Raw genomic sequence first — 15706 nt, 5'->3', positions numbered from 1 at the left:
GGATTATGTGTTAAAGAAATTTTTAATCATTTTATGCAATACTAATAATTCTTCTTCTGTACATTCTGTTTTTTTGTTCAGTAAGATGATGGTATTGATCAAGTATTTTGTTCGGTTAATATCGTTTCCTGACTTTGCTGCTAATTTATCAATAAAGTCTTTGTTTAAGTTTGTGGTGTTTAACAAGTACTTACTTCTTACTTTTTCTAAGAAATAGGCTATTTTTTTATCTACCAAATTCTTATGATCTTGTTCTTTTAAGTATAAATTGGCAATGGTTTGGGTAAATTCTACCGTTGAATTTTTTAGCGGTTCTATAACCGGAATAGGTCTTTGTTTTCTTCTGGCATTGAACACCATAAACAATATTACCCCTGCTAGAGATACTAGTAAAAACCAAGTAAGGGTTTGATGTGCTAAGAAGAAACTAAAAATAGAAGGTTGCTCTTCATCAAGTCTGTCATCATATTTACTAGATCGTATCAATGGATCCCACAAAGTAGGGTTGTTAGGAATGTAGGAAAACACATTGGCAGCATAGGCTTCATTACCATTTAATAAGTTGTAATTGGTAAAGGCAATAGGCTGTGTATGTAACAAAACACTCCCTTTTCCGTGCGCTATTTTAATAAAATTGGGGACTTGTTCACCACCAACTTCAATGGTTCCTAGCACTGTGGTTATGGTGTCATTATATTGTAAAAAGTAATTTCTTCTGATGTTTCTATCAAACGTGAATTTCGTTTTTTGAAATGCATCATTTTTTAAGTAAAAGGTCCCTTTGAGTTCTTTTAAACGATGAATATTACGAACCTTCTTGTCTAGGTTGTTGTTAGTAAATCCCAGTTTTATTTGTAACGAATCGCTAAAGCTATTCAAAGCCAAAAAGGCAGTATTTCCTTTATATACAAAGTCTAACAGTTGTTTTTTACCTTGATTGGTTCTTTTGTAATTGGATGATTTGATGATGACATAGTTCTTTTTCTCATCCACCACATCATCATAGATATAAAACAAGAGATGATCATAAATGTGCTTCTCAAGCAGCTCTACTTTTTGTCCGTCTAATAAATTAGCTGCTTCATTATAGATAACATAATTCCCAAAAGGTGATTTTTGTTTTTCTTTATAATTCTCATTCCAATCAGTTTTGTTACAACTTAAAAGTAGGCCAATGAGTAGGAGAGGTGTATATTTTATGAATCTAAGTATCCTCATTTTAAAGATTTTTTAAAAGATTGATACTTGTGTTCTGCTACTTTAAAAGCTTTCTCATCCACTGGAAACTCACCATACCATACATAGGTAAAGACATAAGAAAGGTAAGAAAACTGACTTCTGGTTTCTTTGTCTGCTAACTCAAATAAATATTCTGAGTTGGTTTTGTCTTTATGATATTCAATCAGCTTTTTGTCTGAGAGTAATTTTAATACCGATAAATAATAATAACGGATGGCCAACCTGTATTCTTTATTCTGGATGGCACGTTGTAATAAGGCTTCAAAATCAGATTCGTGAATGTCTTCCTCTTCATAAATCAGTTTTTTGGCTACTTTTTTACCCGATTTTTGTAAGTTCCAAAAACCAATTTCTTTGCCTAAAAATGCTTTTAAAATAATAACTACAATAATAATACCTAAGATAAATGGAAACACTTTTCCTATAAACATAAAGAGTGGCCCTAAAAAAGAAGTATCTATGGGTTCTTCTGGAGATTCCTCTTTTTCTTCTTCAAGTTCTTGATATTGAAAGTCTTTATCGCTGTATTTTTCTTGTAAATTGTCGTTGAACTCCCTTTGTGTGATGTATTCAACAGGTTTAGAATCTGTATGAGATTGGTAGGTTCCAATAGGAACAGAGTCGTATTCTTGCATGAATTGTCCAAAACTAGACAGACTACACAAAAGGAATATTAGTAGCAGTCTTTTCATTAGCGTAGATTGTGTTTGGTCGCTACTTTAAACGGTAAGACTAAATAATAATAACTGATGGTAAACAATGACAAACCAATAATGGCAAAACATATAATAGTAGGCATGGTATTGGAATACCTAGTGATGTAGCCTTCTAAAAAGGCTGCTGCTAAGGTAAACGGAATGGTACTTATAAAGATATAAAAGGCTGCTTTCATACCGCGTGTAAAGGATTCCATACGCTTTAAAGCACCAGGAAATAAAATACTTGCGCCAATAATATAGCCAGCTGCTGCTTCGATAATCAAAGCAAAGATTTCGTAAGTACCATGAATCCAGATGCCTTTTAGGCTATCAAACAAGGTGTTTTGTTGATAGAAAAAAGCTTGAAACACAGCTACCATAATTGCATTGTATGCTACATAAAACCCTGTGCCAATGCCTAGAAATATGCCAGATAGAAACATATTGAGTCCCACACGTTGGTTATTGTTGTAAATGCCAATAAAACTACCCCAATTGGTACCGCCTTTATAAACTGCCATAGCATCACCACTTTCTATATTTTCTAAGGTTTGATCTATGTATCTATTTCCTAAGATTTGACGTGCAAAAGATTCTTCGTTGAAGGTTGATAATAATCCGATGAGAAAAAAAGCAAAAAAGATGGCAAAAGAGAGATACAGGAATTTTCTGTATTGGTAGGCGAGTAGGGGTACTTTGTCTAAAAAGAAGTAGGCAATAACATTTTGCTCTCTTCTTTTGGAATGGTAGACTTTGTCGAAACTCGATTTTGCCAATTTATTGAGATAGCTAGTTACCTTACTTTTAGGATAATAGGTTTTCGCATATACCAAATCATTCATGATTTTAATATGCAGGTTGGCTATGTCGTCAGGACTTTTTTTCTTTTTATTTGAAATTACTTGTTCAAATTCAAGCCATTTTTCTTTATTTTGCTTTATAAAAGCGACCTCTCTCATTCGTAGCGAATGTACATATTGTATGAAAAGACTCCAAATAAAAACTGCACAAAATGTGAATATCAATTTTACGCTGGCTAATGTTGGTCAACGCTTGTTGGCATTCTTGATAGACAACGTTTTAAAGTTTGCGTATTACTATTTTGCACTTTATTTTTTAAACTTTAAATTGTTTGAAGGCATTGAGCATACAGATGGTTGGACCTTGCGTGCGCTGGATATCTTGATTTTCTTACCCATTACATTTTATTCGTTATACACTGAGATTTTAATGGACGGACAAACTGTAGGCAAGCGACTTTTGCATTTAAAAGTGGTCAACGAAGACGGATTTAAGCCCTCAATTACAGACTATGTGATTCGTTGGTTTTTGCGTATTGTGGACTTTAATTTGTTTATTTTATTGTATGTCTATATTGCTTCTTTAGGCATGGACAACCAAGTGATGTTGTTTGTTGTTTTGTTTTTATTTGGTAAAATGATTGGTTTCTTCTTGATTTTATTCACCAACAAGAATCAACGATTTGGTGATATTATTGCCAATACTATCGTGATTTATACCAAAGACGATGTTAAATTCTCTGAAACTATTTTAGAAGAATTGGATACTACATACCAACCAACTTATCCTAATGTAATTCGGTTGTCTGATAATGATGCTAGAATTATTAAAGACACGTTTTATTCTGCTAAAAAGTTTAACGACTTTAAAACGCTCATTAAACTAAGAAGTAAAATCTTGGAAGTAACCGAAATTAAATCCATACACAAGAGTGATATCGAATTTATAGATACTGTATTAAAGGATTATAATTATTATACACAAGACATGTAAGGTTGATGTTACAAAATATTCTATTTTACATAATATAAATTATAGTACATCTATATAATAATTTCTGTATAGCCGTTTTTCAGGCTATTTATACATAATTGTAGATATGACTTCTTTAGAATCATATCGTGAACAATTATGTTAAAAGAAATTACGGCTATTTAACTTCTCGATTTATTTGATAGCTATAATTCTCCATTATGTAAAATACGCAGTAATTTTTTTAAACACAATTTTCCAACGCTTACAGCCGCTAAAAAAGCTAACATTTATAGTTTGTTCAAAACTTTGTTATTCTATAATAATCCGTTACTATTTTTTTTCAAGACCATTTTAGTAAACTCGCCACAAGAGCATAAATTTTATGAAATCGACTTTTTAGGAGATTCACGAACTCCTTTAAAATCTTAAGAATTAATAAATAAGTGAGTAAAAATAAAATTCTATGCACTTGTTCTATTTGGAAATTAGAATTAACCTTTTTTTTGTTATGTCAACTTTATTATGTTAAATAGAGAATAATCCTGAAAGTTAATTAAATCGTGGATTTGGCTATTTTAAAAATTTATCCACTGGATTAATTCTTTAAAATAATATGTTAAATAGATAATAAACATTGTTACTGTTAATCATTTATTATTTTCTTTTTTTCCTTGATGAAAAAAGAAACAAAAAAATCAAGACTTACATATAATTTTGGAAACAATTAACGGCTCATTCGCTATATTTTAGGAAATATTGTAACTGGTTAATATTGTTTTGAAATCCCTTGTGTAATTAGAACTCTTAAGAAACTGTATTACTAAACCCCTAAAATATGTACGCTCATTTCACCTATTGTTTTGACCAAAATTTTATGAGGCCAAGTTAAACATCGAGGTTCTATTTTACATAATAATATTAATCTTCAAAAGCACTGAATAATTTATCATTAACATTATAAAAACTTACTAATTTAAAAGGCAATTCTTCCTTTTTAAGGAATTCCGTTGCTAATTGTTCCGATGTTAATATAATTGGAATAACATCAAACTCTTTTAAATCAATTTTATATTTTACTCCAAGCAAATCTTTATTCGCTATAACCCATTCATACCTTTCCTTATGCTTTTTTATCCAACCTTTCTTTGATTCACTTCCAAATAAGTTATTTACTTCTACTACTAATTGCTTAACATTTTTTGCAGCTTCAGTATTCTTGCATTCAAGTAAATAGATTTTTTTTAATTCTTTATTAATTACTAAAACATCAATATCGCCAATATCTTTTGAATGCTTTAATTGAGATTTAGTATTTATTTCAACTTCTTTATCAATCAAAGAATTTTCACTCTTATCATTAAAAAACTCAAAGACTTCATTTGTAAAATCCTCTCCTTTTTTTTCTAAATTCCTGCCTATAACTTTTATTAATTTACCTTCAGGTTTAGCTCTTAACTTTCCTGAATAAAACAAATAAAGTAAAAACTTTCCTGATTTTATTAACTGTCGTGGTCCAACGTAATATTTGTTTTTCTTCTTTGCTACATCATAAACTTTCACAAGAGGTTTTTGATTTAGCGATAATCTTCGATTAAATCTCCAAGGAAAAATATCATATGTTTCCATTCCTTCAGGAAGTTCCATAATGTGCTTCCTTTTACTTAAAGAAAAATGATTTAATAGTGCAATTACTTCCTCTTTACTTATTTCTGGCAATATCTTTATGATTTCTGTAATTAATTCGTCTTCATAAAAAATAGAACATCCTGGGTCCTTGAAAAAACAAATACCACTCAATGCTTGAGTGAATTGAATTAGTTGAGTTAAAGTAACACCATACTCATCTTTAAATGCTTCTTCTGTTTTTTTTGTAAAAACATCTGTTCCATCATCTTCTGGCAAGTCAGCATAATTATTATTATAATTTTTTATTGCATCATTAACGTTTTCACTTGACTTTGACAAACTATAAGGTTTGAATACTTGTTCTGATAAAATCTTATCTGTACCAATTCTTCCAGATTTTAAGACATCTATTTTTATTTCAAACAAATCATAATTTACTTGATCACCAATCATTCCCCAATTAATTATTTGATCCATCATAGCTAGTAAATTATCTATATTTTCCTGGCTTGGTATGAGCTTACCTTTTCCTGGACATGCAGCTATATGTTCAATTAAACATCTAATAGACAATGTAGTTCTATCAATATCTTGAAATACTTCGTTTAAGTTTTCTGTTTGTTTTTCCTTACTTATAAAGCAAGCAATCATTGTAGGAGTATTTAATATTTGCTTATTCCTTTTATATATTAGAGATTCATTTAATCTAATGAAATGCTCTAATAGAAAATGGCTATCGTATTTTTCAATTTCATTTATTAGGTCTGGAAGAAATACTTTAGACGACATTTTCTTTATAAAACTGTTTTTATCATCTATAATTTCAGTTTTATCATCAATGATTTTAGCTTCAATAAGCTTTGGTAATAGTTCATCAAGTCTTTTATTTACATTGTATTCTTGTAAGTATCTTACTTTTGAAGTTCCTCTTGGGTCTAACAGTAGATTGTTATTAGTATTCAAAAGATATATCTTTTTCTTATGTGGGATATTAACTACGTTCTCAATTATTTTATTAATCAACTCTGGAGTCAAAATAGATTTCCCTAATTTATTATTAGCTAATTCATTAAAACCATCTAAAATTTTTCTAATCAATATTTGTTCACCTAAATTGTCATCTCCATATAAATATGGTAGAATTTTATGTGGGATTATAATATTGATAATATTATCATTAACAGTAATTTCAAAATCATCTTCTACACCTTCTTCCCTATCAAATTTAAATTCTATCTCATGAAATTTTGATTTTTCCTTGAATCCAAAATTTATTGTTATTGGATCAGAACCTATTGAGCTTAAAGTAGGTGCCAAGTAATCTGTTATTTGCCAAATCCAGTAGCAAATAGCGTCAAGAAATTCAATATAAATTCCTTTATAATCATTTGGAATTTTAGATATGTCTTCAAGCGATTCTACCCAAATAGGTTGCTTGTATCCTGTAATAGCTTTTGTAAGTCTATTGCCTATATCACCAAGAGAAAAATATAAATTGTTTTCTCCCTCTATTTTAATAGAAAGCACATTATATAATTTACCACTTTCGTCTTCTCTAGGTATAGAATGCCTGTCTTCATTTACATAAGAATTATAAATATATTTGCGTGAATAACCCACATCAACCATCATAAAATTTGGTCTTTGGTTATCATTTATGTAGAATGAATCATTCAAATCCTTATACATCGCGTATAGGTTAATCTCATCTGTAAATGGAGCGAGTTGTGTTGTGGAAGTAAAATCCTCTTTAGTTTGAGTATAATTCCAAAAATCTAGTGTTTCATAGTTTCTTGAGTTCATTATAACATCAAAATAATAAGCAGGTAAAACTACCTCACTAATCTTATCATGCTTCTTATATGCTCTGAAGTACTCTCTACCAAGTCCTGCAAGAATCTTAATAGATAATATTTTGTCTTCTGGATATTGTTCTATTAGCTTCTTTATTACACCATCTTTATGTTTATCTAATTTCACAGAATCAAATTCACCTCTAGACGCAAAGGGATGCAAAATATTGTAATTGCTTCCATCATCAAATTCCAAACTTACATAAGCAATTTTGTCTTTATCAATTCTGTAGTATTCTTCATAAATATTTACTCCATTGTTATCTGGTTTTTTGAAATCACTTAACAATTTGTATCTAGCATGTCCTAGATGTACATTAACATTATTCCACAGTATTGATGTGTAAATTTTGACCAACTCATTTATACATTTATGAGAATTAGCGATTTCTAATATGACATGCAAAAGAGCAACATGTAAATTACTTGCTGATATTATTTTATAGCCATCATCCACTTCAATTATTGGCTTTGCAATAATTGGATTTGTATTGTAATCGTCATTTTTTAAATTATCATCTTCTTCTAAAACTAAAAGCTTAATAATGTCACTTTTAACATGGAGTTCTTTACATAAAATTTCCAATTCATCATAGGTAAGACTAATTGCACTAACATATTTTTCTTGATTTTTAGCTTTAACTAAATTTATTTCTTCATTTAGCGTTTCTGCCTCTAAATACCTCTCTAGTCCCACATCTTTTAATACTTTGTCAGAAATATTTAGAGTTAAAAGACTAATTTGAAAAACAAGTTTTTTGAAAACTTCTGGTAATTCATTCTTTGTATGAAAAATTGCTCCTAATATATTAGCTAAAATAAATTCACCTCCATCAGAAATACCTGGTAGGATTAAATAATCTCCTCCATAAAAAGTAATGATATTAGTGAATATATTTATTGGTGGATCTTCAAGGTGGTGATGAGAATAATTACTCTTAAGGACTTTTTTTAATTCATTAATATCATGAGACCCTTTATCTTTTTGTCCATAAATTAAACTCTCACGTATTAATAGTTCTAGCCTTATATTTTTACCATAATTACTTGGTAGTAGCGAACTTGAACTAATATTATCAATCAAAAATTGCACATTAAATTTTGATAATGGGTGTGTCTTAACCGCTTGTACTGATTTTTTATATTTCATCTTACCAATACAACATTTTTTGTATTTTTTTCCACTACCACAAGGGTATTTTTCATTGCGTCCAATTTTATTTCCCATAATAATTTATGTATGATTTTTCAAGAGCTATATTAGCTAAAAAGGGAGAGTTTAAATTTACGAAATATTGTAGGAATCTATGTAAGGGAAAACCGTAAACTATTGAGTCTTTATTAATTTATAACCATTCCACACACATTACGCTTCCCTCCTACGTCGTCGCATAAAAAGTGTTCCATTAACATTGCAGAAGAAACTTTTGATAACAAATTTTTCAAGAAACTGTAGTTACAACTTTCGCTTTTAGCCAAAGCTCAAGTTACATAACGCAAAACATTATAGTACATCTATATAGTAATTTCTGTATAGCCGTTTTTCAGGCTATTTAATCATAATATCAGATATAATACCTTTAGGTTTATATCGACAGCTATTATGTTAAAAGAAATACGAAGTATTCATGAACTCAAATAAAAAACAATAAGAATGACGTGAACTAAATTATGGTTAAATAACTTTAGGATTTTAATATTTGAGAAAAAATTATAATACATAAATATAGTATTTAGCTTTTTTTTAGTTCTGAAGGAAGTTTTTATTGCATCAGGACGCAATGTCAATTGCATCAGCATCCGTTAAGAGTTGCAAGCTAATGGAATTATTGTTGTAAAAACAGCAAAAAATTACCCAACCATTCCTGTAATAAAGATATCTACGTATTTTTTCATCTTTGATAGTATTCTATCTCCAATTTCACGTGCTCTTAAAATACTTGGTCTATTGTCTAAACATTTAAAAATATCTTGTCTAATGGGTTCTTGTCCGTTAAATGTGTAGCTTTTTTTATAGGTTACAGAAAAAACAAGGATAATTTTCCGCATAAGCATTAAAATTTTAATGTTTTGAGTTAAGCTTACAAATGGCTATGTGTAACTTAGAGGAAGTTTAAAACAACGCATATTTAATAATAATATTAAAAAACACACCATGAAAGATTACAAAAATGTATCCACAGACCAAAACAATGGAAAACCAATAAAGAAACGTAAAAACGAACCTGAAAGTGCTAAAGAAAATTTAGACATTCCTGTTAGTAGAATTGGTAGACCCTTAACAAACGATAGACATTCTGATACGACAGATACAAAAACTACCGAGAAAGCACCTATAGAAAATATCGAATTAGATACAGACCCAGGTAAAGAAAAGTAAACTTATTTTTTGTTGTTTTTTTGCCTTTTCCATAGCAAGTATAAAATAACTGCCACAATAGGTAATACAATAAAAACAATAACCTCAAAGGGATCTGATAGATCTAATGGGGTATTGTCATCTGGGTTAGGCGTTCCTATAGGCAACTGAATCCTAAGTATTTGGTATAAATTACGCATCGTTGTATTTTTTTAATGAATGATTTACTGTAAGTTACATAAATAAAGAAGAATTAAGAAAAATATATTTAAAATAAATAATGGACTTGTATTAGAGCTACTTCCCTACGCTTATAGATAAATTAGTACAACTTGAACCAAAAACTGTAGATTTGAAAACCTAATCTAGATTGAAATCTCCATTATTTAGTGCTAAATATAATTCGTTTTTATATCTAAAGACAAATACCTTATTTTATAAATCAGTAATTTATTTTGTAAACACCTCTATTATTACATTATTAAAGTTTTCTTAAAAAAGAATGAACATTCATTTTTAATTGTATCTTTGTACTCTCAAATAAAATAATAGTGAAACTTCAAAAAAGTATAGACAAAAGAAATGCGCTTGTAAAAGCAACTATAGCATTGGTAAACAATAATGGTTTTCATGCTACACCTATGAGTAAAATTGCAAAAATGGCAAATGTATCTCCTGCTACAATCTATTTATACTTCGAAAACAAACAAGATTTGGTCAATCAAACCTATCTAGAGCTAAAAACAAAATACACCGATTTTGTATTTGATTCTTATGATGAAAATTCTTCTGTAAGCGTAGGTTTTGAATATATCTGGAAACGCATAGCCAAATTTAATACTACTGAGTGCGAATATTCTTTTTTTTTAAATCAATGCAACAACACACCTATGATTGATGAACCAAGTAGAAAAGAAGGAATTAAACACTTACAACCCCTACTCGATTTGTGGGAACGCGGACGTAAAGAAGCGGTTATAAAACCTTTTTCTGATCATATTTTATATGCGTATTCTATCAATCCTTTATCATTTTTAATGATGATGCAAAAGCAAGGAGAATTTGAAATGACTAAAAAAAATATACAGGAAGCATTTGTAACAGCATGGGATAGTATTAAACTTTAATCATGAACAAAACAGCAATAATTTTGGGTGCAACTGGTTTAACTGGTTCAATTCTTTTAGAGAAACTACTAAATGATCATCGATACAAATCAATTAAACTATTTTCTAGAAAACCAATTGATGGTTTGCCGCAAAAAGTAGAACAATTTATTGGAGATATTATAGCATTAGAACAGTTTAAAAAAGATTTTACAGCAGATGAAGTATTTTGTTGTATTGGTACAACCGCAAAAAAAACACCAGACAAACAACGCTATAAAAAAATTGATTTTGGAATTCCGGTTACTGCTGCAAAATTAGCAAAGGCTAATAAAATTCCATCATATTTAGTTATTTCTTCATTAGGAGCCAATGCCAATAGTCCTATTTTCTATAATAAAGTTAAAGGAGAAATGGAACAAGCGGTGCTATTAGAAGAAATTAAAAAAACACACATTTTACAACCCTCTATTATTGGTGGTCACAGAAAAGAAACACGAATAGGAGAAAAAATAGGATTGATAGTACTTCAATTACTACAACCGTTATTTTTTGGAAGTTTCAAAAAATATCGCATTACAGAAGCGGAAGATATTGCACAAGCCATGATACAATTGGCAAATTCTAAGTTTGAAAAACAAATAATAACATCAGAAAAAATAAAAGAAATTACAACTAAAAATTAATAAGATAAATATGGAATTATTAGATAAATTAAATTGGAGATATGCTGCAAAAGCAATGAATGGAGAAAAAGTATCTGAAGAAAAAGTGGATCGTATTTTAGAAGCTGCACGTTTAGCTCCAACCTCAAGTGGTTTGCAACCTTTTGAAATTATTGTAGTTAAAAATCAAGAGATTAAAGAACAAATTAGACCCATAGCTTGGAATCAATCTGTGATTACAGACTGTTCTCACCTGCTTGTTTTTGCTGCTTGGGATACCTATACAGAAGATAGAATTAACTATATGTTCGATTTAACAAACGAGATTCGTGGGTTTAAAAATGAAGGTTGGGAAAACTACCGTCAAATGTTATTAAATTCATACCCTCAAAAAGATGCTGAAGAAAACTTTAATCATGCTGCCAAACAAGCATACATTGCATTTTCACAAGCCATTATAGCAGCGGCTTACGAAGGTGTAGATGCAACACCTCTTGAAGGTTTTGATCCAGAAGCTGTAGATAAAATATTAGGATTACGTGAAAAAGGTTTACGTAGTGCAGTGTTGTTACCTATTGGATATAGAAAAGCGGATGAAGATTGGTTGGTAGACCTTGTAAAGGTTAGAAAACCTATGGATAAATTAGTAACTGTTGTAGAATAACAACTGCTCTAACTTAACACTAAACTATTAATAATTTAAAAAAATTATGAACAATTTTGAATTCAAAAATCCTACTAAAATCATTTTTGGTAAGGATACTATTAAAAAAATAAATGAAGAAATACCTGCAGATGCAAAAGTATTATTGCTCTATGGTGGAGGAAGTATTAAAAAAAACGGAATTTATAACCAAGTAAAAGAAGCATTAGCTAATATTGATGTTATTGAGTTTGGAGGAATTCCTGCAAATCCTGAGTATGCAACTTTATTAGAAGCTTTAGAAGTAATTAAAACTAAAAATATCACCTATTTACTAGCTGTTGGTGGTGGTTCTGTAATTGACGGAACTAAATTTTTGTCTGCTGCTGCCGTGTATGAAGGAAAAACTCCTTGGGATATTTTACAAAAGAACATTAGAACTGAAAAAGGAATGCTATTTGGAACTGTGTTGACCCTACCAGCAACAGGTTCTGAGATGAATTCTGGTGCTGTAATTACCCGTAAAGAAACCAAAGAAAAGTTAGCTATGGGAGGTCCAGGCTTATTTCCACAATTTTCGATTTTAGATCCTGAGGTTGTAAAATCAATTCCTCAACGTCAATTGGCTAATGGTTTGGCAGATGCTTTTACTCATGTTTTAGAACAATACATGACCTACTCTGTAGATGCAAAATTGCAAGATCGTTTTGCTGAAAGTATTTTACAAACGTTGATTGAAATTGCACCAACAATTCTTAACGATGAATTCGATTATAAGGCGGCTTCTAATTTTATGTGGAGTTGCACAATGGCCTTAAACGGATTAATTCAAAAAGGAGTTCCTACAGATTGGGCTATTCACGCTATAGGTCACGAATTAACTGCTTTATACGGTATAGATCATGCTAGAACGTTAGCCATCATTACCGAAAGTCATTACAAACATAATTTTGAAACTAAGAAAGATAAATTAGCACAATATGGAGAACGTGTTTGGAATATTACTGAAGGTAATGTTGATGATAAAGCCCAAGCAGCTATCAAAAAAACAACGGCATTTTTTAAATCTTTAGGAATTGATACCAAACTATCTGATTATACTTCAGATTACGAAGGAACAGCAAAAGAAATCGCAAAACGTTTCACTGATCGTGGTTGGTTAGCATTAGGAGAGCATCAGTCTTTATCACCAGAAAAGGTTGAAAAAATTGTAGAAATGGCATATTAACAGACTGTCTGAAAAGTAGGTTTGGATGTCATTTTGAGCGAAGTAGAAAAATATATGTATTTAATTATCAGTAAATAAGATTTCTAAATTGCAGTCGAAATGACAAATTTTAATACTTTTCAGACAGCCTCATACCATGCAAAATTAAGTATTAAAAATAAATTCGCTTCAAGACATAAGTTTGAAGACATAAAAATTTAAAAAAATGAAAATATTATTTGTATTAACATCTCATGATAAATTAGGGGATACAGGAAAAAAAACAGGTTTTTGGGTAGAAGAATTTGCAAACCCATATTATACACTATTAGATAAAGGAACAGAAATTACAATTGCTACACCAAATGGAGGTGCTGCACCAATAGACCCAAGTAGTGACTCACCAGATGCTGCAACTAAAGATACAGATCGTTTTAATAATGATACAGAAGCTAAAGAAAGAATTGCAAATACAAAAAAATTAGCTGATATGAATACAGATGATTTTGATGCTGTTTTTTATCCAGGAGGACATGGACCTTTGTGGGATTTAGCAGAAGATAAAACATCTATTTCATTGATAGAACGTTTTTATAATGAAAACAAACCTGTAGCTTTTGTATGTCATGCTCCAGCAGCATTAAAAAGTGTTAAAAAATCCGACGGAAACCCTTTGGTAAAAGGTAAAAATGTAACAGGTTTTACAAATAGTGAAGAAGCTGCTGTGGGACTTACAGATGTTGTTCCTTTTTTAGTAGAAGATATGCTTACTGAAAATGGAGGAATCTATTCTAAAAAAGAAGATTGGGCTCCATATGCACTAGAAGATGGCTTATTAATTACAGGTCAAAACCCTGCATCTTCTGAATTAGTAGCTAAATTACTATTAAAAAAACTAGAAAAATAATAAGATTTAACCCCTAAAATTTAAAAAGCTCATTAATCTAATTAATGAGCTTTTTTTATCTATACAATATTGTTTTTAAACTACTCCAGGAATTCCTGGAAGTTGTCCTACCAATGCTAATGCAGTGATACAAATTAAAAACATAATACCTGGAATAATTAACCTTTCTTTTAGGGTTAATTTTTTTGCTCTTTCACGATCTCCAATCAATCCTAAGTTATCTAATAACATCGTTAATGCCCATCCAAATACAGGATTGACAAATGCACAGGCAAAAATACATGTCCCTGCACTTAAAGAATCGTTTTGTTTTTTTACCATTTGCATTCCTGCTTCAAGTAATGGTAAAAATACTCCTACTATTAAGGCGATTCTTAAAACGGGTTCCCACATGGCTAAATCCATTGGATACCCAAAAACAGAAGCCAAAATACATAGCAATGCTGTAAGTATGGCTCCTCCAGGAATAGGTCTTTTTGCAATCGCTGCAGGAATCATATAGGTACCCCAAGAAGAAGCAATGTTACCACCACCTAAAAAGGCACCAACAACCTGTCTTATTGAAGAAACGGTCATGGTGTCATCTACATCCATTAATACATCTTTTGCTTTTTTAGGATAGTTCATTTCTTGAAAAACACGGTGACCTAAATAATCAGGAGACCACATGGCAACAGCTAAAATGGCAAAAGGAATAACTGCAATATAATGTCCAAAATCAGGCCATCCTAGTTTCCATCCTGTATTTTCTCCCCACCACCACAATGGATTAAAATGAGGCAAGCCAGGTTCTGTAGTAAATTCGAAACCAGCTCCCATGGCATAAGCTGTTATTCCTGCAATGGCAGAACATAAAGGTATGGCCAACCAACGTTTTTTAATTCTTGCCAAATACGCATAAACAAAAACAGTGATTCCGATCACAACAAAAGAAACTGTGCTTGCATTTTCGGCTGCTGCCCATAATTCAAATTTTGTGATTTGACCTATAAGACCTACAGCACCTAAATAAATTAGAAGTCCGCCACGAACCCCAACTCCAGTGAGTTCCATTAATTTAGACCCTCCTTTGGTAATGCTTAAAATAAGGCCAAATACCCCAATTAAAATTCCTAATGCCAGTGGGTGTCCTCCAGCAGCAGCGATAATTGGAATTAGAGGAATCATAGGGCCATGCGTACCTGCTAAATTGGCTCTAGGATTTAAAATTGCTGAAAAAATAAGGACAAAAATACCTCCTGCAATTAACAATTCATAACGTACATTCTCTGCAACAAATTCTGGAGATAAACCAAATTGAACAGCAAATGCTGCCACCATAGCAGTAACCATTACAACTTTTCCGATTGTTGCTGCCACTGCAGGTACTAAATCTTCAAATTCAATATGAAAATCTCTAAAAGGTAAGTGAACTTTCCATCTTCTAAATTTCATACTAAGCAACTCATGCTCTAAATACTCTTCTCTTTTATCAAATTCACTCGATTTTTTACGGTTCTTTTTGTAGTGATTCTGGTCGATTTCTTTCATTTTATAAATATACTATCTTTTTAGAATGGTCAAATATACTCTCTAAATAAACTCCTATTTATGAGAATTATCATTTTTTTGAGATTGTTTTTCTTAC

The 15706-nt window shown here is 30.6% G+C and carries 14 protein-coding genes; 7 read left to right on the top strand and 7 right to left on the bottom strand.

Annotated features, from left to right (window positions below):
* Positions 1–3: 3 nt before the first annotated feature.
* The 3 genes from FP421_RS03320 to FP421_RS03310 are packed head-to-tail and all read right to left on the bottom strand — an operon-like array spanning position 4 to position 2896.
* Complete coding sequence (locus FP421_RS03320) at positions 4–1218, bottom strand: DUF4350 domain-containing protein (protein WP_159947575.1); 1215 nt, start codon at positions 1216–1218, stop codon at positions 4–6.
* A complete protein-coding gene (locus tag FP421_RS03315) occupies positions 1215–1931 on the bottom strand; it encodes a DUF4129 domain-containing protein (protein ID WP_159947573.1) in 717 nt (238 codons plus the stop codon). Before FP421_RS03315 ends, FP421_RS03320 begins: the two co-directional genes overlap by 4 nt.
* Positions 1931–2896 carry a stage II sporulation protein M gene (locus FP421_RS03310; RefSeq protein ID WP_159947571.1) on the bottom strand — a complete coding sequence of 322 codons (966 nt, stop codon included), beginning with the start codon at positions 2894–2896 and terminating at the stop codon, positions 1931–1933. Before FP421_RS03310 ends, FP421_RS03315 begins: the two co-directional genes overlap by 1 nt.
* Positions 2897–2918: 22 nt before the next feature.
* Between FP421_RS03310 and FP421_RS03305 the strand changes: the two genes are divergently transcribed.
* Positions 2919–3731, top strand: coding sequence for an RDD family protein (locus FP421_RS03305; protein WP_159947569.1), 813 nt, complete (start codon positions 2919–2921; stop codon positions 3729–3731).
* 900 nt (positions 3732–4631) lie between these two features.
* On the opposite strand, the gene FP421_RS15090 is transcribed toward FP421_RS03305, so the two are convergent.
* On the bottom strand, positions 4632–8420 hold the full coding sequence (locus tag FP421_RS15090) for a YecA family protein (protein WP_201288781.1): 3789 nt from the start codon (positions 8418–8420) through the stop codon (positions 4632–4634).
* A 623-nt stretch (positions 8421–9043) separates the two neighbouring features.
* On the bottom strand, positions 9044–9241 hold the full coding sequence (locus tag FP421_RS03295; RefSeq protein ID WP_159947567.1) for a hypothetical protein: 198 nt from the start codon (positions 9239–9241) through the stop codon (positions 9044–9046).
* Between the two features lie 106 nt (positions 9242–9347).
* Between FP421_RS03295 and FP421_RS03290 the strand changes: the two genes are divergently transcribed.
* Complete coding sequence (locus tag FP421_RS03290) at positions 9348–9572, top strand: hypothetical protein (protein ID WP_159947565.1); 225 nt, start codon at positions 9348–9350, stop codon at positions 9570–9572.
* A gap of 2 nt (positions 9573–9574) precedes the next feature.
* Here FP421_RS03290 and FP421_RS03285 read toward each other — a convergent pair whose 3' ends face one another.
* A complete protein-coding gene (locus tag FP421_RS03285) occupies positions 9575–9751 on the bottom strand; it encodes an adenylosuccinate synthetase (RefSeq protein WP_159947563.1) in 177 nt (58 codons plus the stop codon).
* A gap of 348 nt (positions 9752–10099) precedes the next feature.
* Here FP421_RS03285 and FP421_RS03280 point away from each other — a divergent pair, with 348 nt between their 5' ends.
* The 5 genes from FP421_RS03280 (at position 10100) to FP421_RS03260 (ending at position 14079) form a co-directional block, all read left to right on the top strand.
* Positions 10100–10678 (top strand): TetR/AcrR family transcriptional regulator, encoded by a 579-nt coding sequence (locus FP421_RS03280; RefSeq protein WP_159947883.1) that lies wholly within the window; start codon positions 10100–10102, stop codon positions 10676–10678.
* Between the two features lie 2 nt (positions 10679–10680).
* Positions 10681–11343, top strand: a complete 663-nt coding sequence (locus tag FP421_RS03275; RefSeq protein ID WP_159947561.1) for an NAD(P)H-binding protein — start codon at positions 10681–10683, stop codon at positions 11341–11343.
* Positions 11344–11353: 10 nt separating this feature from the next.
* Entirely contained in the window at positions 11354–11986 is a 633-nt protein-coding gene (locus FP421_RS03270; RefSeq protein WP_159947559.1) for an NAD(P)H-dependent oxidoreductase, read from the top strand.
* Positions 11987–12032: 46 nt separating this feature from the next.
* Complete coding sequence (locus FP421_RS03265) at positions 12033–13193, top strand: iron-containing alcohol dehydrogenase (protein WP_159947557.1); 1161 nt, start codon at positions 12033–12035, stop codon at positions 13191–13193.
* Between the two features lie 205 nt (positions 13194–13398).
* Complete coding sequence (locus tag FP421_RS03260; protein ID WP_159947555.1) at positions 13399–14079, top strand: type 1 glutamine amidotransferase domain-containing protein; 681 nt, start codon at positions 13399–13401, stop codon at positions 14077–14079.
* Between the two features lie 75 nt (positions 14080–14154).
* Here the strand turns inward: FP421_RS03260 and FP421_RS03255 are convergent, their stop codons facing one another.
* Positions 14155–15609 (bottom strand): DUF3360 family protein, encoded by a 1455-nt coding sequence (locus FP421_RS03255; RefSeq protein WP_159947553.1) that lies wholly within the window; start codon positions 15607–15609, stop codon positions 14155–14157.
* Positions 15610–15706: the final 97 nt, after the last annotated feature.

The organism is Polaribacter septentrionalilitoris, assembly GCF_009832745.1.
Lineage (GTDB): Bacteria > Bacteroidota > Bacteroidia > Flavobacteriales > Flavobacteriaceae > Polaribacter > Polaribacter septentrionalilitoris.
Note: the sequence above shows the minus strand (reverse complement) of the source record. Positions and strands in the feature narration are given on the sequence as shown.